We start from the raw sequence: 19,227 nt of genomic DNA, 5'->3' as shown, positions 1-19,227 counted from the left end.
GTGGCGGCCGGGCGACCGCCACCGTTTAAACGGCGGGGGAGATCAGTACCACTGCTTGAAGCGGCGGATGTAGATCGTCTTCATCAGTTGGGCCACGCAGCAGTAGCTGAGCAGGGTGCCCACCAGCCATGGGAAGTACGCCAGTGGCAACGGTTGCAGGCCTACCAGGGTGCCCAATGGCGAGAACGGCACGTAGATCCCCAGCACGATCACCACACAGGTCATCATCAACACCGGCCAGGCGGCGGTGCTCTGGAAGAACGGGATCTTGCGGGTCCGTAGCATGTGCACGACCAGGGTTTGCGAGAGCAGCCCCTCGATGAACCAGCCGGACTGGAACAGGGTCTGCATTTCCACACTGTTGGCGGCGAACACGTACCACATCAGTGCAAAGGTGGTGATGTCGAAGATCGACGAGGTCGGCCCGATCCAGATCATGAACCGGCCGATGTTCTTCGCATCCCACTTACGCGGCTTGGCCAGGTACTCCTTGTCCATCTTGTCCCACGGCAAGGCGAGCTGGGAGATGTCGTACATCAGGTTCTGCAACAGCAGGTGGATCGACAGCATCGGCAGGAACGGAATGAACGCACTGGCCACCAGCACCGAGAACACGTTGCCGAAGTTGGAGCTGGCCGTCATGTTCAGGTACTTCATGATGTTGCCGAAGGTTTCGCGGCCCTTGAGCACGCCTTCTTCCAGCACCATCAGGCTCTTTTCCAGCAGGATGATGTCGGCCGATTCCTTGGCGATATCGGTGGCCGTATCGACCGAGATACCCACGTCGGCATCGCGCAGTGCCGGTGCATCGTTGATTCCATCACCGAGGAAACCCACGGTGTGGCCGTTGGCTTGCAGCGCCTTGAGCACGCGGGACTTCTGCAGCGGTGTCAGCTTGGCGAACACGGTGCGTTCTTCCACGCGGCGCAGCAGCGTGGCGTCGTCCATGGCTTCAATTTCAGCTCCCAGCAGCGGCTGGCCTGGATCGAGACCGACCTGGCGGCAGATCTTGCTGGTGACCACGGCGTTGTCGCCGGTCAACACCTTGATTGCTACGCCGATCTGTTGCAGTGCCGCAATCGCGGGGCCGGCTGTTTCCTTCGGTGGATCAAGGAAGGTCAGGAAGCCCTGGATCACCAGGTTGCGCTCGTCAGCGGTGGTGTACTGCTGGCGTGCCATCGATTTAGGAATGTGGCGGGTGGCGACCACCAGCACACGGAACCCGTCTTCGTTGTAGTCGTTGGCAATCGCCAGCAGTTCTTCACGGCGACGCTCGTCCAGCGGCACGGCGGCGCCCGCTTCCATGACATGGGTGGAAATGCTCAGCATCTCTTCCACGGCACCTTTGCACACCAGCAGTTGGTCGTCGGCAGCATCCTTGACCACGATCGACAGGCGACGGCGCACGAAGTCGAAGGGCAACTCATCGACCTTGCTGTAGGCGAACGGCACCTTGAACTTCGGGTTCTGCTCCGAGAACTCCACGACCGCCTGGTCCATCAGGTTCTTCATGCCGCTCTGGTGATGGCTGTTGAGCCAGGCCAGGGACAGTACGGCATCATCACGCTGGCCAAAGGCGTTGACGTGGTGTTCGAGGATGATCTTGTCCTGGGTCAGCGTGCCGGTCTTGTCGGTGCACAGCACGTCCATCGAGCCGAAGTTCTGGATCGCGTTGAGGCGCTTGACCACCACTTTGCGCTTGGCCATGGCGGTGGCGCCCTTGGCCAGGTTGGCGCTGACGATCATCGGCAGCATTTCCGGGGTGAGGCCGACGGCCACCGCCAGGGCGAACAGGAACGCATCGCCCCAGTCGCCCTTGGAGAAACCGTTGAGCAGGAACACGATCGGCACCATCACCAGCATGAAGCGGATCAGCAACCAACTGACGCTGTTCACCCCGCGATCGAACGCGGTTTGCACTCGGGAACCGACAATCGCTTTGGCCAGGGAGCCAAAGTAAGTGCGCGGCCCGGTGGCGACCACCACGGCTTTTGCACGGCCGCTGACCACGTTGGTGCCCATGAAGCAGATGTTCGGCAGGTCCAGCAGGTTGCCCTGGTCGGCAACCACTGGCCCGGCGGATTTCTGCGTGACGTTACCCAAGGTGTCGTACTTTTCCACCGGCAAGGCTTCGCCGGTGAGCACCGCCTGGCTGATGAACAGGTCGCGGGATTCGATCAGGCGGATGTCCGCCGGGATCATGTCGCCGGCCGATAGCTGCACGATATCGCCGGCCACCAGCTCGCGCATCGGCACTTCGCGCAGGGTGGGTTGCGAACCTACCTGTTCACGGCGCAACACGGTGGCCGTGGTGCGTACCATGGCTTTCAGGGCTTCGGCGGATTTGGCCGAGCGGTGTTCCTGCCAGAAGCGCAGCAGGCTGCTGAGTAGCACCATGGTCATGATGATGATGACTTTGGTTGGGTCAGCGTCTTCGCCTTCCTGCATCGGCAGCCAGCAGTCCGTGAAGAAACTGATACCGGCCAGGGTCAGCAGCACATAGATAAAGGGGTTATTCAGTGCCTGCAGGAACTGGACGATGGCGTGAGGCGGCTTATCGTGGGCAACTTCGTTGTAGCCTTCACGTTGCAGGCGAGCGGAGGCGTCCAGTTCGGTCAAGCCGTCCTGGGTGGCACGTACGTTCGCCAGGGTGGCCGACAGGCCGTTGTGGGCTTCGCGGGCGGCACGCATCGACAGTTTGGTGTCGGCGTCGGTGCCATTCTTTTTGTGCAGAGGCGGGTTTTTTACGGCGCTCATTGTCTGTACTCCTGTCGCCAATTTTCGACAAAACATACCCGGTACTTACCTGAATACAGGCGAGCGAAAGCATGCCGAGTCGCTAACTTCGCGATCGGTTTAAATAAGGTGTTCACATAACTTCTACAGTGCCCGCTAACAGCGCGTTAGTTAACTAGCGCGCAGCGGGCTACTACTGGACGTGTTCATAAAGAACTCCAGAACATGGATCAGGAAGTTGCTGTTTCCAGCCGGGTCAGGCGGCGCGAGCGCTCACATAAAGACCGAGCATCAAGCTGGCCTGGGCCAGGCTGGAAACCTTGGGTCTCTGTGGGTCTTGAGGGTCGGCGTGATCCCAGTGCTGCACCAGTTGGCCGCTTTCCGGGCAGATACGCCAATGCGCCAGCGGGTAGGCCGGGCGCACTTGAGGGGAGGGTGCAGCAAAAGCAGAGCGGGTAGGCGAAAAACCTACGGGCTCACGGCACAGCTTGGCGCGCAGGGCGGCCGCTAGTGTGCGTACATCAGGCAAAACAAGGGCTTGGAAGGTCATAACACACCTCGGGACCGGACGAGCGACCGGCGAGGCAGTTACGGTGGAGCATCGAGCTCTAGCGCAGCTTACCGGACCGGGGTGGCGAGTCCTGTCATATTCTGGGTTTGGCGCCCGATGCCCGCGTAAGCGGTGTTCGGACAGCGACTAGATACTGTGTCCATTGGCTTCTTTTGTGAGGTTTAAAAAAGGCCCCAGTTGCGGGCACGGGCAATCTACTCACGACGCCGCAGGATGTCAACGCTTAATGTATTAATTCATTACAAGTTCAGAGTTTGTTCAGACAGAAGGCCTGTTTCATTTCGTTAGGTACTTACACTTAGTCAGGGTTTCGAGTGTGAGGGTATTTATTCTCCGCTAAGGAGATGAGCGGGCTTGCCCGTATCCCCCCTGGGAGGATACGATCAGCGCATCGCCGAAGGAGCCTCTCAATGAGCGAACATGCCCACCAAACCCACGAAGCCATCGTTAAACGCCTCAAGCGTGCCGAAGGTCATTTGCGCAGCATCACCAGCATGATCGAGGCGCAGCGCCCGTGTGTGGATATCGCCCAGCAATTGCACGCGGTGGAGAAAGCCATCTGCCAGGCCAAGCGCACGCTGATCCAGGACCATATCGACCATTGCCTGGAAGGCAGCGTGACGCTGGATGGCCAGGCCTCGTTGGCCGAGCTCAAGCAACTGACCAAGTACCTGTAGGCCGCGAGGGGAGATTCCCATGTTCGATGTGCTGAGCAATAAGACGTACCGGCGCCTGTTCTTCGCTCAGATTATTGCGCTGATCGGCACTGGCTTGACGACGGTGGCCCTGGGGCTGCTGGCATTCGACCTCGCGGGTGATCAAGCCGGTACCGTGCTCGGCACGGCGTTGGCGATCAAGATGGCGGCCTATATCGGCGTTGCGCCGGTGGCGGCAGCCTTTGCCGAGCGTTTGCCGCGCCGGGCGATGCTGGTTAGCCTGGACCTGATCCGCGCCCTGATCGCCTTGGCGTTGCCGTTTGTCACGGAGATCTGGCAGGTCTATCTGCTGATTTTTGTGCTGCAGTCTGCCTCGGCGGCATTTACGCCGACCTTTCAAGCGACCATTCCCGAGATCCTCCCCGATGAAGCGCAGTACACCAAGGCCCTGTCCCTCGCGCGCCTGGCGTACGACATGGAAAGCGTGATCAGCCCGATACTCGCGGCGATGTTGCTGAGCATCATCAGTTTCCACAGCTTGTTTGCCGGGACGTCAGTGGGCTTTTTTATCTCGGCGCTGCTGGTGTCTTCGGTGCTGCTGCCGCAGGCCAGAGTGGCGGTGCGGCGGGGTATCTATGACCGCACCACCCGTGGTCTGCGGATTTTCCTGGCGACCCCGCGTCTGCGCGGTTTGCTCGCGCTCAACCTGGCGGTGGCGGCCGCGAGTGCGATGGTCATCGTCAACAGTGTGGTGCTGGTACAGTCGGGATTTGCCTTGCCGCAACGCTTCACGGCGTTTGCACTGGCGGCGTTCGGGGCCGGTTCGATGATGGCTGCATGGGCGTTGCCGAGGGTGCTGGCACGCCTCAGTGATCGCACCGCGATGATTTCAGGCGCCGGCTTGCTGATCATGGGGCTCAGCGTGGGTGTCTACCTGTCGGATTACCGACAAATGCTGCTGTTGTGGTGGATGCTGGGCCTGGGTTATTCCCTGGTGCAGACCCCTGGCGGGCGCCTGTTGCGTCGCTCCGCTCATGCCGAAGACCGGCCTGCGTTGTTTGCTGCGCAATTCGCGTTGTCGCATATCTGCTGGCTGCTGACTTACCCCTTGGCCGGCTGGCTCAGTGCCAACTTCGGAATGTCGCAGACATTTGCCAGCCTGGCGTTTGTTGCTACCTTGGCACTGATCGCCTGCGCCAGCCTCTGGCGGCCAGAACATGAGCAACCTGCGGTGGTGCATGAACACCCTGATCTGCCCGGGGGGCATCCGCACTTGGCACGCAATAAAGCGGGAATGCACGGGCATGCCTACGTCATCGATGACCTGCACCGCCGCTGGCCAGCTTGATCAAATGCCTTGCGCGGCCAATATCGCCAGATAGATCAGCACCAGCCCACAGGCGGCATAACTGATGCGCTGCCAGGTGGGCGAGGCATTCTGGCGCAACAAGTTGACCAGCCCCGCGAGCAGAAAGCACGACAGCACCGACGCCAGCATGAAGCCGGCAAAGAACATCAGCGTCTGCCCGTGGCTGGGCGTGGTGCCGACGATGCCTGACAGCGCGCTCCCCAACGCGCCCCAGTAAACAATGTTTTTCGGGTTGGCCAGGGAGATCGCCGCCCCGGTGGCCAGTGCGTTTTGCCGAGTGCTGGCGGGTGCATCGTCTGACTCAGGTAGCTTCCAGGCGTCGATCAGGCTGCGAATGCCGAGCCAAGCCAGGTACAACGCACACACCACCGTCAACGGCACGCGCACGGCGTCATGCTGGATCAGCAAAGCGATGCCGGTCAGGCCGATTATCGCCCACACTGCATCGCCCACCAGTGAACCGAACTGCACCAGCAAGGCCGGTGTGAAGCCGTGCAGCAAGCCACGGCGCAAAGTCTCTGCCAACACCGCGCCGGGTGAGAGGCAGAACACGAAACCGAATACCAGTGCGTAGAAAAAGATCGTCAGCATGCCCACATTCCTTCAAGAGATGGCAGGCAGTGTGAGGATGAGCCGAGGTGGTGTCTTGGACCAGATTGCGCTGTTCAGCGTTTAACCGCGCTTTGATAGAGACCCGGGGTGATGCCGTAAGCGGAGCGAAAGTGCCGATTGAGGTGGCTTTGATCGGCAAAGCCCAGGTGATGGGCGACGTCGGAAGCGGCCATGCCGTTGCGCAATAGGCCTTTGGCGCGGCGCGTACGCAACTGCATGGCCCACTCACGGGGCGTCAGCCCGGTTTCTTTCTGGAAGGCGCGCAGCAGGTGGAATTTGGAGAGACCCACCTCAGCGCCAAGGTGGTCCAGCGTCAGGGGTTGATGCAGTTGCTCGGCAAGCAGTTCCTGGGCGCGACTGATCAGAGGCTTGCCGGTGCCGGTGCTGCCTGGCAGACGCACACCGCTGATCTCCACGACTTCCCCCAACAGCAGCACCAACGCCTCTTCATTCAGTTCGCGAACCAGCATGTCGTTACTCAACGCGCACTTGATCGCCGTCGCCAGTCGCAGCGCAAGGTCGGGTTGGAAGCACAGTGATCGATCAAACTCCAGATGCGCCAGCCCAAGGTCCGTCGCCAATTGATCCGCGGTGGCGTACAGGCTCACAAAGTGCCAGGGCACACCGTCTGCCGCGCCGCCACCCTGAATCTGGCCGGGGTTGTACAAGGTGATGGAGCCGGGTCCGGCGTGGAACTCCCGACGGTCGAGCCAGACTTTTTCTTCGCCCAGCAGGTTCACGCCGATCACGCATTCATCATGACTATGGCGGGCAAAGGTCAGGCCGGTGCAGGCGGTGCTGCTGATTTCATAGCGGCCCAGCCAGGCGTGTCGCACGGCGCTCATTGATTCAACTCAGTCAGGAGACAGGCACGAGCATACGCTGGCAAGCGGGCTCAGATCGACCGTTGATTGACGCGGTGCGAGAGTTCGTCGGCGCTTTCCTTGCGCTCCGAATAGCGGTCCACCAGGTCCGGGCGCTCGCGCAGCAGCAGGGTGAACTTCACCAGTTCCTCCATTACATCGACCACGCGGTCGTACAGGGCGGAGGGCTTCATGCGGTCCTGATCGTCGAACTCCATGAACGCCTTGGGCACCGAGGATTGATTGGGGATGGTGAACATGCGCATCCAGCGCCCCAGCACGCGCAACTGGTTAACCGTATTGAAGGACTGCGAGCCGCCGGACACCTGCATCACCGCCAAAGTTTTACCTTGGGTCGGGCGCACGGCGCCAAGGGCCAGCGGCACCCAGTCGAGCTGCGCCTTGAACACCGCTGACATCGAACCGTGGCGCTCGGGTGAGCACCACACCTGGCCTTCGGACCACTGCATCAGTTCCAGCAGCTCTTGGACTTTGGGGTGGTCACGCGGCGCATCGTCGGGCAGTGGCAAACCGCTGGGGTTGAAGATGCGCGTTTGCGCGCCGAAGTGCTGCAACAGGCGTGCGGCTTCTTCTACCAGCAGCCGGCTGAAGGAGCGTTCGCGGGTCGAGCCGTAGAGCAGCAGGATGCGCGGTGGTTGGGCTGAGCCGTCCGATTTTGACGGGAACAGGGACAGGTCCAGGTTGGGCAGGGTGGTCATAGGGCCTCCGATTACAGCTCGGCAATTCGAGCGAGTTCTGCCTTGAGTTCAGTTGGGCTGAGCTCGGCAAACGGCAGGATGAAAAACGCCCGGCAGCGCGTGGCAATGGTCTTCAGCGTGGCGTCGAATGCCGCCTGCACGCGTGCATCGTCACCCTGCACATCCGAAGGGTCTTCCAACCCCCAGTGCGCCTTTACCGCTGGCCCGAAATACACCGGGCAAGCTTCGCCGGCCGCCTTGTCGCACACGGTAATCACCACGTCCGGCGGGCTGCCTTCGAACTCGTCGTTGCCTTTGCTGTACAGGCCTTCGGTGCTGATGCCGGCGGCCTGCAAGGTGCTCAGGCTGCGCGGCAGGACCAGGCCCTTGGGAAAGCTGCCGGAGCTGATCGCCTCGAAACCTTCTGGCGCCAAGTGGTTGAACATCGCTTCGGACAGGATGCTGCGGCAGCTGTTGGCGGTACACATGAACAGGACTTTCATGGAGCGATCTCCTTTTAGAAACTCAGTCGCAAGGCGAGGGCGGCGAGGGTGATCAACAGCACCGGCAAGGTCAGCACAATGCCGACCTTGAAGTAGTAGCCCCAGGTGATGGTGATGCCCTTGCGTGCCAGGATATGCAGCCACAGCAAGGTGGCGAGGCTGCCGATGGGGGTGATTTTCGGGCCCAGGTCACTGCCGATCACGTTGGCGTAGATCATCGCGTCCTTGACCACGCCCACGGCATGGCTGGACTCGATGGACAGCGCGCCGATCAACACCGTCGGCAGGTTGTTCATCGCCGAGGACAGCAACGCCGTCAGCACGCCCGTGCCCATGGCTGCGCCCCACACGCCGTAAGTGGCGAAGGTATCGAGCCAGGTTGCCAGGTAGGTGGTGAGGCCGGCGTTACGCAAGCCGTAGACCACCAGGTACATGCCGAGGGAAAAGATCACGATCTGCCACGGCGCTTCCTTCAGTACTTTGCGCGTGGAAATCTTGTGGCCCTTGGCGGCGATCACCAGCAGGAGCACGGCGCACACGGCGGAAATCGCGCTGATCGGAATGCCCAGCGGTTCCAGGGCAAAGCAGCCTACCAACAGGATGCCCAGCACCCACCAACCGGCACGGAAGGTGGCGCGGTCGTGGATGGCGCTGGCGGGGTCCTCGAGGTCCGCGGGGTCGTAGGTCCGCGGGATGTCGCGGCGGAAGAACCACAGCAGCACCGCCAGCGTCGCCGCGACGCTGACAAAGTTCACCGGCACCATCACGGCGGCGTATTCGTTGAAGCCGATCTTGAAGTAGTCGGCGGAGACGATATTCACCAGGTTCGACACCACCAGCGGCAGGCTCGCCGTATCAGCGATAAAGCCCGCACCCATGACGAACGCCAAGGTGGCCGCTGGAGAAAAGCGCAGCGCCAGCAGCATCGACATCACGATCGGCGTCAGGATCAGTGCCGCGCCATCGTTGGCGAACAGCGCCGAGACCAAGGCGCCGAGCAACACCATATAGGCAAACAAACGTCGGCCGCGTCCACGTCCCCAGCGTGCGACATGCAGCGCAGTCCAGGCAAAGAAGCCGGCTTCGTCCAGTAACAGGCTGATGATGATCAGCGCGACAAAGGTCCCCGTGGCATTCCAGATGATGTGCCACACCACGGGAATGTCAGTCAGGCTGATCACGCCGCAGGCGAGGGCCAGGATCGCGCCCATCGTGGCGCTCCAGCCGACGCCCAAACCTTTGGGCTGCCAGATGACCAGGACGATGGTGAAGATGAAAATGGCAATTGCGACAAGCATGAATAAAGGCTCCGATGGCTCAGCAGCAGGTGCTGGCCCGTTGTGGTCTGTCGCCCATTGCATCCAGACGCTGCGCGTCGCTGTGCAACCATGGCTGGTTGGCTTGCAGGGTGGTGTGCAGCACCTGCGTCACCCACTCGGGCAGCGCAGGATTGATGCGGTAGTAGATCCATTGACCCTGACGACGGTCCTGCAGCAACCCGCAACTGCGCAGTTGCGCCAGGTGCCGGGAGATTTTCGGCTGGCTGTCATCCAAGGCATGGATCAGTTCGCACACGCAAAGTTCGCCTTCACGTAGGATCAGTAATGTCAGGCGTGCGCGGGTGGCATCGGCCAGGCATTTGAAGAGGGTGGGCGGGGAGAGGGAGTCCGACATGGCCAAGGTCTTTGTATATATGGTTATCCGAATATACGTATTTCCATATGTATCAGTCAAACCCTGTTTCAATTGATATGGATCAAATGCCGTGAAATCCACCACAAGTGTTTGAAATTAAAATGAAACACGAATGTCCTAAAGTGCCTGCCCATTGCTGATGAAGGAAGACTCCGCGTGACCCGTGCTACTCGTAACCTGCGCAAGACCCTGGATTCCGTCGCGGAAAATAACGAAACCGCTGCGTTCGACCTGATGCGCGCCGTCGAAAAACTCGGCGATGAAGTGCTGCGCCAGCGCCTGCTCAATACCATTCACCGGCTCAATCAGGATGCCTATGAGTTGCGCGAAGCGCGTGATTCGGTGGAGCAGGTGTCGGTCCGGCTCGCCTGAGCAAGATCGTTCAAGACAAGCCCATTGTTGTGCTGGCATGCTTGTCGACTGTCTGTCGATGAGCCGTTTCCATGCCTACCGCCTTACCGCATTACGCCTTCGCTCGCGGCGCCATTGCCGTTATTCCCTTGTCCCTGGCCTGCGCGCCTTGGGGACTGCTGGCCGGTTCCATGGCCATCGATGCGCAATTCAGTCCGTTGGAAGCCCAGGGATTGTCCGCCATCGTGTTTGCCGGTGCGGCGCAACTGGTCGCCATCGGCATGGTCAAGAGTGGCGCCAGCCTAATTTCCATCGTACTGACCACCTTGCTGCTGACCTCCCAGCATTTGCTCTACGGCATGCACCTGCGTCCGATTTTGTCGCCGCTCAAGACCCGCTGGCGCATGAGCCTGGGCTTTCTGCTCACCGATGAATTTTTCGCACTGGTCAGCCACTACGACCGTGAGACCTTTAACCGCTGGTATGCGCTGGGTGTGGGGCTGACGTTCTATATCGCCTGGAACCTGTTCACTCTGGCCGGCATCGTGCTCGGCAAGAGCATCCCCGGTCTTGACCAACTGGGCCTGGAGTTTTCCATCGCCGCCACCTTTATCGCGCTGATCACGCCGGTGGTGCGTGACGTCCCCACTGTGGTCTGCGTGGCGGTGTCACTGGTGTTTTCGGTGTGGCTGAGTTTCCTGCATTGGGAATCGGCGGTGGTGGTGTCCGGCGTGCTGGGCATGAGCGCGGGTTATGCCTGCAAGCGACTGGGAGTAGGGCAGCAATGATCTACATCATGATCGTGGCGATGGGCCTGGTGGTCTTTTTCAACCGTTACCTGTTTATCGAGCCGCGCCTGCCGGTGCGCCTCAACCGGGGGGCGCGGGAATTTCTCGGGTTTGCAGTGCCGGGCATGCTCACGGCGATTTGCGGGCCGATCATTTTCCTGGCGGATCATCATCTGAACCTGAGCCCGGCCAACCCTTACCTGTTGGCGGGTATCAGCGCGGTGGGGCTGATGTACTGGACGCGCAATGTGCTGGTCACCGTGTTGCTGAGCATGGCGTTGTTCTACCTGTTCCGCTGGTTGCTCTAAAACCCAGGCGAAAAAAAGCCCGCGGGAGGGCGGGCCGAAGGGAGACTTCTAAAAATGAGCGTGGCCAATATAGGCCGCGCCTTCTCCCTTTACAGTGAAACAAAGTTTATGCAGCCGTCAGTCCGGCACGCGGCAATGGTACAGTCGCGTTTTTTTCCGACGGAGCAATGGCATGCACAAGGTGGTAATTGGCGCACTGGTACTGGCGGCCCTGGCCGGTTGCGCGGGTTCGAAGATGAAAGAAGCGCGCGCAGGCACGCCCTACAAGACCCTGGCGTCGGACAAGGCCACCCTGGTCGTTGCCGAATGCGTGCAGTTTGGCTGGCAGGACGAAAGCGTGTTCGGCGTTGATGCCGGCGGCTTCAAGGAACCGATCGAGGCGGGCGGTTACACCGTGTACACCACCGCTGGCGATTACTTTGTTGATGTGCAGAGCGCGGGTGCCGGTTCTTCCATCAAGTACTACGCCGCAGAAGACAACATGCCCGCCAAGCGTCGTTTGGCCGCACTCGCGACCTGCCTGTAATCCATTGCCTTAGACGATTTAGGAAATGCCTGGCACGACAGCCGCCGGGCATTAGCTTATGATTCACCCGCTCGCCCGACATGATGGCTCTTTACCAGTACACGGACGTCGAGGCCTAAACGTCGGGCGAGCATCCCTTCCTTTCTTCAGCGCGGCATGTAGCCCAAGTGCCAGCGACGGGGAATCTTCAGTGACACCACCCCCAGCAACCCCGCCAACACGCCGCTGACCATCAGCGCCTTCAAGCCCATCTGCTGCTCCAACAGTGCGCCAATCACCGCCCCCACGAACATGCCTGCCCACGGAATCAACTGCACGCGCCAGCCACTGCGCCGCTCTCCGAGCAACCAGCGCCCGAGCCCACGACCAAAACGCGAAAGCGCGCCGGTGACATAAGTCAGCCCCACCGGCAAACCGTTGACCTCTTCCACAGCGGCATTAAGCATGCCCATCGCGATGATCGCCGCCAGCAGCGCGGGCAACGTATCCGCGAAAGGCAGCCATGCCGCGCCGCACAACAACGCCGCAATACACAGCAGCAACGGCAAGGCGTGGCGACGGCTCATTCGACTGACCACCACCCCCAAGGCGTTGCCGACCACAAATGTCGCGACCAGCAACAACAGCCGTCCGGTCAGCCCAAGATCCCCTGCGCTGATCGCCACCGCCAGGCGCGTGGTGTTGCCGCTCATGAACGAAACGAAATCGCCGCTCGCCATGAAGCCGATGGCGTCGGTCATGCCCGCCAGTACCGACAGACTGGCCACTAGCATCAGCCCGACCCGGCCACGCCAGCGTTGCCGGTGGGCGAGTGCAGCATTGGCGTAAGGCTTGCGGGGCGAAGGCAGCATAGGACCGGGTTCCTCGGTGAGATTATCCGGCCACTACCGTAGGACGCTTTCAGCGCGCGTGCAATGACCTCAGACAGCTTCCAACGACCAACCTGTGTGGTGCCAATCCAGGAAATGGGTGGGCTTGATCGATTGAATGAACGCCGCGTCATGGGAGACCACCAGCATTGCCCCGTTGAAACCTTGCAGCGCCTGCTCGAAAGCCATCACCGACTCCAGGTCCAAGTGGTTGGTCGGTTCGTCCAGTAACAGCAGTTGCGCCGGCACTTCGCGCCACAACGCAATTGCCACCGCGGCCTTCAAGCGTTCGCCACCGCTGAGTTGCCCGGTGGGTTGGGTGACGCGCAAGGCATCCAGTTGCAGCAAGGCCAGGCGTGTACGCAATTCGGCTTCGGCCAGGGGGGTGTCGAGCAGGTTGAGTTGTTCGACGATGGAGCGCTGATCGTCCAGCAGCGCAAGGTGCTGATCAATGTAGGCGCAGGGCAGATGCACCTTGCATTCACCCGCGACGACCTGCCATTTACCGGCCAGTACCTTCAGCAACGTGGACTTGCCGCAGCCGTTCGGCCCACGTACGGCAACGCGCACTGGACCTGCGAGATGCACATTCAGACAGGTCGACGGCAGCCACGGCAACTGTGCGTCTACCAACGACAACACCTGCCTCCCGTTGGGCACCGCTGATGCGGGCAATGCCAACAGCGTCGGCGTTTCATCTTCGACCCGTTCATAAGCCTGGCGCACCTGGGTATCCAGCTCGTGTTTATGTTGCCAATGCGCGCTGCGCACGGTGCTGACGATTTCCGTGGCGGCGCCTTTCCAGCGCGCCTTGGTGAAACGGTCGACGTTGGCGGTTTCCGCATGCTTGCGTGAGCGCGCGGCGTTGCGTTGCAGGCTGTCGTGGTCCTTTTGCAGGCGCCGCCGTTCGCGGCTGCGCTCCAGGCGTGCATGGTCCAGCGCGGCGATGGCGGCCTGTTGTTCGGCATCACGCAGCAGGCGATAGGCATCGTAGTTGCCGCCATAGACGTTTACGCCCAGGGGCGACAGTTCAATGATGCGCGCCATGACGTTGAGCAATCGCCGATCATGGCTGACCACCACCAGGCCACCACGCCAAGCGCTGAGCACACGAAGCAGCCAGGCGCGGCCTTCGCTGTCGAGGTGGTTGGTGGGTTCATCGAGCACCAGCAGCGGCGGCGCGGCCAGCAGCGCGCCGATGATAGCGACCCTGGCCAACTGGCCGCCGCTGAGTTGGTCGGCCGGGGTATCAGAAGCCAGCTGCGACAGCCCCGCGCCGTCCAAGGCACTGCGCAAGCGTTCGGCCAGGTCCCAGCGGTCGTCGATCAATTCCAGGTCTTCGACCTGTGCGGCGCCTCGGGTCATGCGTTCAAGGGCGGCCAATATCTCTGCGGTGCCGGTGAGATCGGCGACCGTTTCCCCTGGCGCAACCGCGATGCTCTGCGCAACGTAGATCACTCGGCCTGGGCCATTCAGCGAGCCAGAGGAGGGCGCCAGCAACCCAGCGATCAAGCGGGCGAGAATGCTTTTACCTCGACCATTGCGCCCCACAATGCCGGTAGGTGTGTGATCGATGGACAGGGTCAAGTCATCCAGCAGGGTTTCGCCATTGGCGAACTGGAAGCTCAGGTGTTGCAGGGAAACAAGGACGGGCAGCCGGTTGACGTCAGTCATCAGCACCTCCAAAAAAATGTCGGACAGGCCAACAAGCGCGCCAGGCGGCTCGTTGCAGATACATTTTGGAAGGCTTAGTGGTTCACGTCGGCGGTCGTCCTGCGGATCAGAAGGGAGGCAAAGCCTAACCCGTCTTGGCTTGTTTCGGCAAGTCCGCCGCCAATTGCTCAAGAAACATCGCCAAGGCCACTTCTTCGGCCTTGAGCCCTTTGCGCAGGCGCGGCTTGGGCAACTTGGAGAGTTCGCCGAGGCTGAAATGCTCCAGCACGGCAGGGTGGATGTAACACTTGCGGCACACCGCCGGGGTATTACCCAGCTGCTTGGCGACATCCTTGACCATCGACACAACATGCCTTTTGGCATCGGATTCGGGCTGCCACTCCAGTTCCCGCAATACGGCCAACGCCATGGCGGTACCGGCCCAGGTGCGGTAATCCTTGGCGGTGAAGTCGGCGCCGGTGAGTTTGTGCAGGTAATCATTCACGTCTTGGGAGCTGACGGTGTGCCGCTCGCCATCCTCATCCAGGTACTGGAACAGGTTCTGGCCCGGCAATTCCAGGCAGCGTTTGACCACTGTCGCCAGTCGCCGGTCCTTAACGCTGATTTGGTGCTCGACGCCGCTCTTGCCGCGAAACTGGAACTTGATTTCGCTGCCTTTTACATCCACATGACGGGTGCGCAGGGTGGTCAGCCCATAGGACTTGTTGTCGCGGGCATACTGGGTATTACCGACGCGGATCAGCGTAGCGTCCAGCAGCGTCACCACGGTGGCCAGCACCTTTTCGCGGGTAAATCCGGGCTCGGCTATTTGCGCTTCGAGCTGTTTGCGCAATTTCGGCAGTGCACTGCCGAATTCCTGCAGCCGCGAATACTTGTCCGTGTCCCGCACTTCGCGCCAACGCGCGTGATAGCGATACTGTTTGCGCCCGCGTGCATCGCGGCCGGTAGCTTGCAGATGGCCGCGCGGGTCGGCGCAGATCCACACATCGGTGTAGGCCGGCGGGACGGCAAGGGCGTTGAGGCGCTTGATCTCGTCGGCATCCGTGATGCGTTCGCCCTTGGGGTCGAAATACTGGAACTTGCCGCGCAGCGTCTTGCGGCGGATGCCGGGCTGGGTGTCGTCAACGTAATGCAGGTCGCGGGGCAGCGCAGAGTCGGACATGGGGCGGGTTCCTTGGCAACAAATCAGGCCGGTATGTCTGATGGACCGCAGCGGTGTGCGGTCGTGCCAAAAGGTTGCTTACGCCAACACCGCGACGGCCTTGATCTGTGCCCAGAGTCTCTGGCCGGGCTGCAGTTGCAGTTGGTCGCGGGAGAAACGCGTGATGCGCGCCAGCAACGGCGTGCCACCCGCGTCCAGGCGCACCAGCACATGCGCGCTGTTGTCTGCCGAAATCTCTTGCGTGACCGTAACCGGCAGGCGGTTGAGGATGCTGCTGTGTTCCTCCGCTTGCAGGCTGAGGCTCACATCCCGCGCCTGCACCTTGATACGCAACGCTTTGCCCACCGCCAACGGCGCATGGGCTACACGCATGTGCAAGGCGCTGGCGGGCAGTTGCAGGGTGAGCAACTGATAGTGATCGTCATAGGCACTGACCGCGCCGTTGATCACCACGCCGGCATCGTCGCCCAGCGCCAGGGGCAGGTCGAGCCGCGCCAGGGTTTCGCCGATGGGGCCGCTGGCCAGGGCCTTGCCGTCGCTGAGCAAGACGATGTGATCGGCCAGGCGCGCCACTTCATCCTGGGCATGGCTGACATACAGCACCGGGATATCCAGTTCATCGTGCAGGCGTTCGAGGTACGGCAGGATCTCGCTTTTGCGCTGGCTATCGAGGGCGGCCAGGGGTTCGTCCATCAACAACAGACTGGGGCTGGTGAGCAAGGCGCGGGCGATGCCGATGCGCTGGCGCTCACCGCCGGAAAGGTGCTGGGGATGGCGGTCGAGCAGGTGGCCGATGCCCAGCAACTCGGTGGCATGGGCCATATCCACACGGCGCTGCTGACGGGGAATGCGCTTGAGGCCGAACTCCAGGTTGGCCCGCACCGACAGATGAGGGAACAGGCTGGCCTCCTGAAACACGTAGCCCAGGCCGCGTTTATGGGGCGGTACGAACAATCCGTTGCGGCTGTCTTGCCAGACTTCATCATTGATCTGGACAAAGCCGTCTTCGGCGCGCTCCAGCCCGGCGATACAGCGCAGGCAGGTGGTCTTGCCGGAACCGGAATGCCCGTACAGCGCCGTCACACCGCGACCGGGCAAGTGCAGGTCGACCTCCAGGGCAAAACCCGAATACTTGAGTTGCAGACGTACATCAATCATCGACATCAACTCCAGCCCAGCTTGGTTTTACGGCTGGAATACAGCGCCAGCAACACCAGGAACGCGAATACCACCATGGAGCCGGCCAGCCAATGGGCCTGGGCATATTCCATGGCTTCCACATGGTCGTAGATCTGCACGGACACCACCCGGGTCTTGTCCGGGATATTGCCGCCGATCATCAGCACCACGCCGAACTCACCCACGGTGTGCGCAAAACCCAGGATGGAGGCGGTGATAAACCCTGGCCGCGCCAGGGGCAAAATGACGGTGAAGAACGTGTCCCAAGGATTGGCACGCAAGGTTGCGGCCACTTCCAGCGGGCGTGTGCCGATGGCGGAGAAGGCGTTTTGCAACGGCTGCACCACAAACGGCATCGAATAGATCACCGAGCCAATGACCAACCCGGCGAAGCTGAAGGTGAGGGTGCCCAGGCCCAGCCATTGGGTGAACTGGCCGAAGTAGCCATTGGGCCCCATGGTCAACAGCAGGTAAAAACCGATCACCGTCGGTGGCAACACCAATGGCAGAGCGACGATGGCGCCAATGGGGCCGCGCCACCAGGATCGGGTGCGCGACAACCACAGGGCTATCGGAGTGCCGATGATCAACAGGATCACGGTAGTCAGTGACGCCAGTTTGATGGTCAACCAGATGGCGGAAAAATCGGCACTCGATAACGGCATTTACTTGGCCAGCTCGTAACCATAGGACTTGATGACAGCAGCGGCCTTAGGCCCCTTGAGGTAGTCGACCAGCGCCTTGGCAGCGGCGTTGTCCTTGCCCTTGTTGAGGATCACCGCGTCTTGTTTGATCGGGTCATGCATGGCGGCGGGAACGATCCACGCCGAACCGCTGGTGACTTTGCCGTCTTTATAGATCTGCGACAAGGCCACGAAGCCCAGCTCAGCGTTGCCGGTGGACACGAACTGGTAGGCCTGGGTGATGTTCTGGCCTTCGACGATCTTGTCTTTGACCTTCTCGGTCAAACCTTCCTTGGCCAGCACTTGGGTGGCGGCGAGGCCGTAAGGCGCGGCTTTCGGGTTGGCGATCGACAGGTGCTTGAACGCGTTTTTCTTCAGCACCTCGCCTTTGGCGTCGACATAACCTTCCTTGGCCGACCACAGCGCCAGGGTGCCGACGGCGTAGGTGAAGCGCGAGCCTTTGACGGTGTCGCCTTCGGTTTCAAGTTTTTGCGGCGTGGTGTCGTCGGCGCTCAGGAAGACTTCGAACGGCGCACCATTCTTGATCTGGGTGTAGAACTGGCCGGTGGCACCGTAGGCTGCGACCAGTTTGTGGCCGGTGTCTTTTTCGAAGTCGGCGGCAATCGCCTGGATCGGTGCGGTGAAGTTGGCGGCGACGGCCACCTGGACTTCATCGGCATGGGCCGAACCGAAGGCGAGGGCAGCGACCAGGATGGCCAGGCGTGCGGCGTGAATCTTCATGAAGCAGCTCCTTTGAGGGTGTACGGCTTGTTATAGGTAGAAGGCTTAACCGCTATGTATGGGAATATATAGCGGTTGGCCATTGCCGGTACAGTGCAAAGTTGCCACAGGTTCTACGGGTTGAGTTTGGCCAAGGCCTGCTCCGCCAGTTCGCGCGTCAGGTCATAGGTGGTGGTGTCTTTGCCCAGGCGCAGCGCCTGGCCGGACCATAAATTGCTGAAGCCCGCTTCATCCTTGGCCTTGAGCGGGATCAATGCGCCGCCGGAGGTCGGGAATGCCGGGGCGGCTGGGTTGATTGCACCCAACTCCCGCATCACCCGGTTGACGATGCCCCGTGCCGGACGACCGGTAAACAGGTTGGTCAGCGCGGTTTCGCTGGCCTGGGCATGGCGCAATGCGTGGTGGTGCGAAGGCGTGACATTGGCTTCAGGCGTAAACAGGTAAGCCGTGCCGATCTGTACCGCCGAGGCGCCCAGGGCAAAGGCCGCGACAATCCCGCGTGCATCGCCGATCCCGCCGGCGGCAATCACCGGCACGCTGACGGCGTCGACCACCTGCGGCAGCAGGGCGAACAGGCCGATCTGGGTATTGAGGTCATCGCTGAGAAACAAGCCACGATGCCCGCCAGCTTCACTGCCCATGGCGATGATCGCATCGCAGCCGTGCTGCTCCAGCCAGATTGCTTCTTCCACGGTGGTGGCCGAGGACAGGACTTTCGCCCCCGTGGCTTTTACCCGATCCAGCAGGGCTTTTTCCGGCAGGCCGAAGTGAAAACTGACGACTTCGGGGCAGAATTCCTCGATGACTTGGCAAGCCGCTTCATTAAACGGTTCGCGGTTGGACACGGGCGTCGGCGCCTCAAAATCGGCACCCAATTCACGGTAGTAGGGTTCCAGCAAGTCCTTCCAGCGCCGATCACGCGCTGCGTCGGGGGCTGGCGGCTGGTGGCAGAAGAAGTTGACGTTGATCGGGCGTGGGCTGGCCTCACGGATGGCGGCCAGCGCTTCGCGCAGTTGCGCGAGACTCAGTGCGGCCGCCGGCAATGAGCCCAGCGCGCCAGCTCTATTGGCCTCGATGACCATGGCCGTGGTGGTGCCCACGGCCATGGGCGCCTGGATGATCGGCAGTTCGATCCCCAGCAGGTCGATAATGCGGGTGTCTGGCCAGGTGCTCATGGGATGTCTCTCCAGCGTTAGTGAGGCTTTGCCCTGTTTTAACAGGGCCCATGACACCCGGCCACTCT

The 19,227-nt window shown here is 61.2% G+C and carries 21 protein-coding genes; 6 read left to right on the top strand and 15 right to left on the bottom strand.

What is annotated here, in order from left to right; all coding sequences use genetic code 11:
* Positions 1-42 precede the first annotated feature (42 nt).
* Together mgtA and EJ576_RS10740 are read right to left on the bottom strand one after the other, a co-directional pair.
* Positions 43-2,757, bottom strand: a complete 2,715-nt coding sequence (mgtA, locus tag EJ576_RS10745) for a magnesium-translocating P-type ATPase (protein WP_028616244.1) — start codon at positions 2,755-2,757, stop codon at positions 43-45.
* A gap of 235 nt (positions 2,758-2,992) precedes the next feature.
* The gene (locus EJ576_RS10740) at positions 2,993-3,286 is read right to left on the bottom strand and encodes a hypothetical protein (RefSeq protein ID WP_016975784.1); all 294 of its coding nucleotides are present in this window, start codon (positions 3,284-3,286) and stop codon (positions 2,993-2,995) included.
* A gap of 431 nt (positions 3,287-3,717) precedes the next feature.
* On the opposite strand from EJ576_RS10740, the gene EJ576_RS10735 reads away from it, so the two are divergent.
* Positions 3,718-3,984, top strand: a complete 267-nt coding sequence (locus tag EJ576_RS10735) for a metal-sensing transcriptional repressor (protein ID WP_068933064.1) — start codon at positions 3,718-3,720, stop codon at positions 3,982-3,984.
* A 19-nt stretch (positions 3,985-4,003) separates the two neighbouring features.
* Positions 4,004-5,311 carry an MFS transporter gene (locus EJ576_RS10730; RefSeq protein WP_126570321.1) on the top strand — a complete coding sequence of 436 codons (1,308 nt, stop codon included), beginning with the start codon at positions 4,004-4,006 and terminating at the stop codon, positions 5,309-5,311.
* On the opposite strand, the gene EJ576_RS10725 is transcribed toward EJ576_RS10730, so the two are convergent.
* The 6 genes from EJ576_RS10725 to EJ576_RS10700 all read right to left on the bottom strand — a co-directional run bounded on the left by EJ576_RS10725 (position 5,312) and on the right by EJ576_RS10700 (position 9,682).
* The gene (locus EJ576_RS10725) at positions 5,312-5,923 is read right to left on the bottom strand and encodes a LysE family transporter (RefSeq protein ID WP_028616241.1); all 612 of its coding nucleotides are present in this window, start codon (positions 5,921-5,923) and stop codon (positions 5,312-5,314) included.
* 74 nt (positions 5,924-5,997) lie between these two features.
* Positions 5,998-6,789: an AraC family transcriptional regulator gene (locus EJ576_RS10720; protein ID WP_126570320.1), complete on the bottom strand. Its 792-nt coding sequence runs from the start codon at positions 6,787-6,789 to the stop codon at positions 5,998-6,000.
* A gap of 50 nt (positions 6,790-6,839) precedes the next feature.
* Positions 6,840-7,526 carry an arsenical resistance protein ArsH gene (arsH, locus tag EJ576_RS10715; RefSeq protein ID WP_123477565.1) on the bottom strand — a complete coding sequence of 229 codons (687 nt, stop codon included), beginning with the start codon at positions 7,524-7,526 and terminating at the stop codon, positions 6,840-6,842.
* Between the two features lie 11 nt (positions 7,527-7,537).
* Entirely contained in the window at positions 7,538-8,008 is a 471-nt protein-coding gene (locus EJ576_RS10710; RefSeq protein WP_126570319.1) for an arsenate reductase ArsC, read from the bottom strand.
* A 14-nt stretch (positions 8,009-8,022) separates the two neighbouring features.
* Entirely contained in the window at positions 8,023-9,306 is a 1,284-nt protein-coding gene (locus EJ576_RS10705; RefSeq protein ID WP_126570318.1) for an arsenic transporter, read from the bottom strand.
* Between the two features lie 19 nt (positions 9,307-9,325).
* The gene (locus tag EJ576_RS10700; protein WP_033902961.1) at positions 9,326-9,682 is read right to left on the bottom strand and encodes a metalloregulator ArsR/SmtB family transcription factor; all 357 of its coding nucleotides are present in this window, start codon (positions 9,680-9,682) and stop codon (positions 9,326-9,328) included.
* A gap of 177 nt (positions 9,683-9,859) precedes the next feature.
* Here EJ576_RS10700 and EJ576_RS10695 point away from each other — a divergent pair, with 177 nt between their 5' ends.
* From EJ576_RS10695 to EJ576_RS10680, 4 genes are all read left to right on the top strand, one after another.
* Complete coding sequence (locus EJ576_RS10695; RefSeq protein WP_005788169.1) at positions 9,860-10,075, top strand: hypothetical protein; 216 nt, start codon at positions 9,860-9,862, stop codon at positions 10,073-10,075.
* A 71-nt stretch (positions 10,076-10,146) separates the two neighbouring features.
* Positions 10,147-10,842, top strand: a complete 696-nt coding sequence (locus EJ576_RS10690) for an AzlC family ABC transporter permease (protein WP_028616235.1) — start codon at positions 10,147-10,149, stop codon at positions 10,840-10,842.
* A complete protein-coding gene (locus tag EJ576_RS10685; protein WP_028616234.1) occupies positions 10,839-11,150 on the top strand; it encodes an AzlD domain-containing protein in 312 nt (103 codons plus the stop codon). The genes EJ576_RS10690 and EJ576_RS10685 overlap by 4 nt, the downstream gene beginning before the upstream one ends.
* Before the next feature lie 172 nt (positions 11,151-11,322).
* Complete coding sequence (locus EJ576_RS10680) at positions 11,323-11,676, top strand: hypothetical protein (protein ID WP_028616233.1); 354 nt, start codon at positions 11,323-11,325, stop codon at positions 11,674-11,676.
* Between the two features lie 146 nt (positions 11,677-11,822).
* On the opposite strand, the gene EJ576_RS10675 is transcribed toward EJ576_RS10680, so the two are convergent.
* The 7 genes from EJ576_RS10675 to EJ576_RS10645 all read right to left on the bottom strand — a co-directional run bounded on the left by EJ576_RS10675 (position 11,823) and on the right by EJ576_RS10645 (position 19,159).
* Positions 11,823-12,527: a YoaK family protein gene (locus EJ576_RS10675; RefSeq protein ID WP_126570317.1), complete on the bottom strand. Its 705-nt coding sequence runs from the start codon at positions 12,525-12,527 to the stop codon at positions 11,823-11,825.
* A gap of 69 nt (positions 12,528-12,596) precedes the next feature.
* Complete coding sequence (locus EJ576_RS10670) at positions 12,597-14,219, bottom strand: ATP-binding cassette domain-containing protein (RefSeq protein ID WP_126570316.1); 1,623 nt, start codon at positions 14,217-14,219, stop codon at positions 12,597-12,599.
* A gap of 124 nt (positions 14,220-14,343) precedes the next feature.
* Positions 14,344-15,381: a DNA topoisomerase IB gene (locus EJ576_RS10665; protein WP_126570315.1), complete on the bottom strand. Its 1,038-nt coding sequence runs from the start codon at positions 15,379-15,381 to the stop codon at positions 14,344-14,346.
* Positions 15,382-15,459: 78 nt separating this feature from the next.
* Positions 15,460-16,539: a molybdenum ABC transporter ATP-binding protein gene (gene modC / locus EJ576_RS10660; RefSeq protein ID WP_126570314.1), complete on the bottom strand. Its 1,080-nt coding sequence runs from the start codon at positions 16,537-16,539 to the stop codon at positions 15,460-15,462.
* A gap of 5 nt (positions 16,540-16,544) precedes the next feature.
* On the bottom strand, positions 16,545-17,225 hold the full coding sequence (gene modB / locus EJ576_RS10655; RefSeq protein ID WP_123477556.1) for a molybdate ABC transporter permease subunit: 681 nt from the start codon (positions 17,223-17,225) through the stop codon (positions 16,545-16,547).
* The gene (modA, locus tag EJ576_RS10650; RefSeq protein ID WP_126570313.1) at positions 17,226-17,984 is read right to left on the bottom strand and encodes a molybdate ABC transporter substrate-binding protein; all 759 of its coding nucleotides are present in this window, start codon (positions 17,982-17,984) and stop codon (positions 17,226-17,228) included.
* Between the two features lie 113 nt (positions 17,985-18,097).
* On the bottom strand, positions 18,098-19,159 hold the full coding sequence (locus EJ576_RS10645; protein WP_126570312.1) for a nitronate monooxygenase family protein: 1,062 nt from the start codon (positions 19,157-19,159) through the stop codon (positions 18,098-18,100).
* Positions 19,160-19,227: the final 68 nt, after the last annotated feature.

The organism is Pseudomonas sp. C 49-2 (assembly GCF_003970195.1).
GTDB lineage: Bacteria > Pseudomonadota > Gammaproteobacteria > Pseudomonadales > Pseudomonadaceae > Aquipseudomonas > Aquipseudomonas canadensis.
The sequence above is the reverse complement of the archived record's forward strand: the minus strand, read 5'-3'. Positions and strand labels throughout refer to the sequence as shown.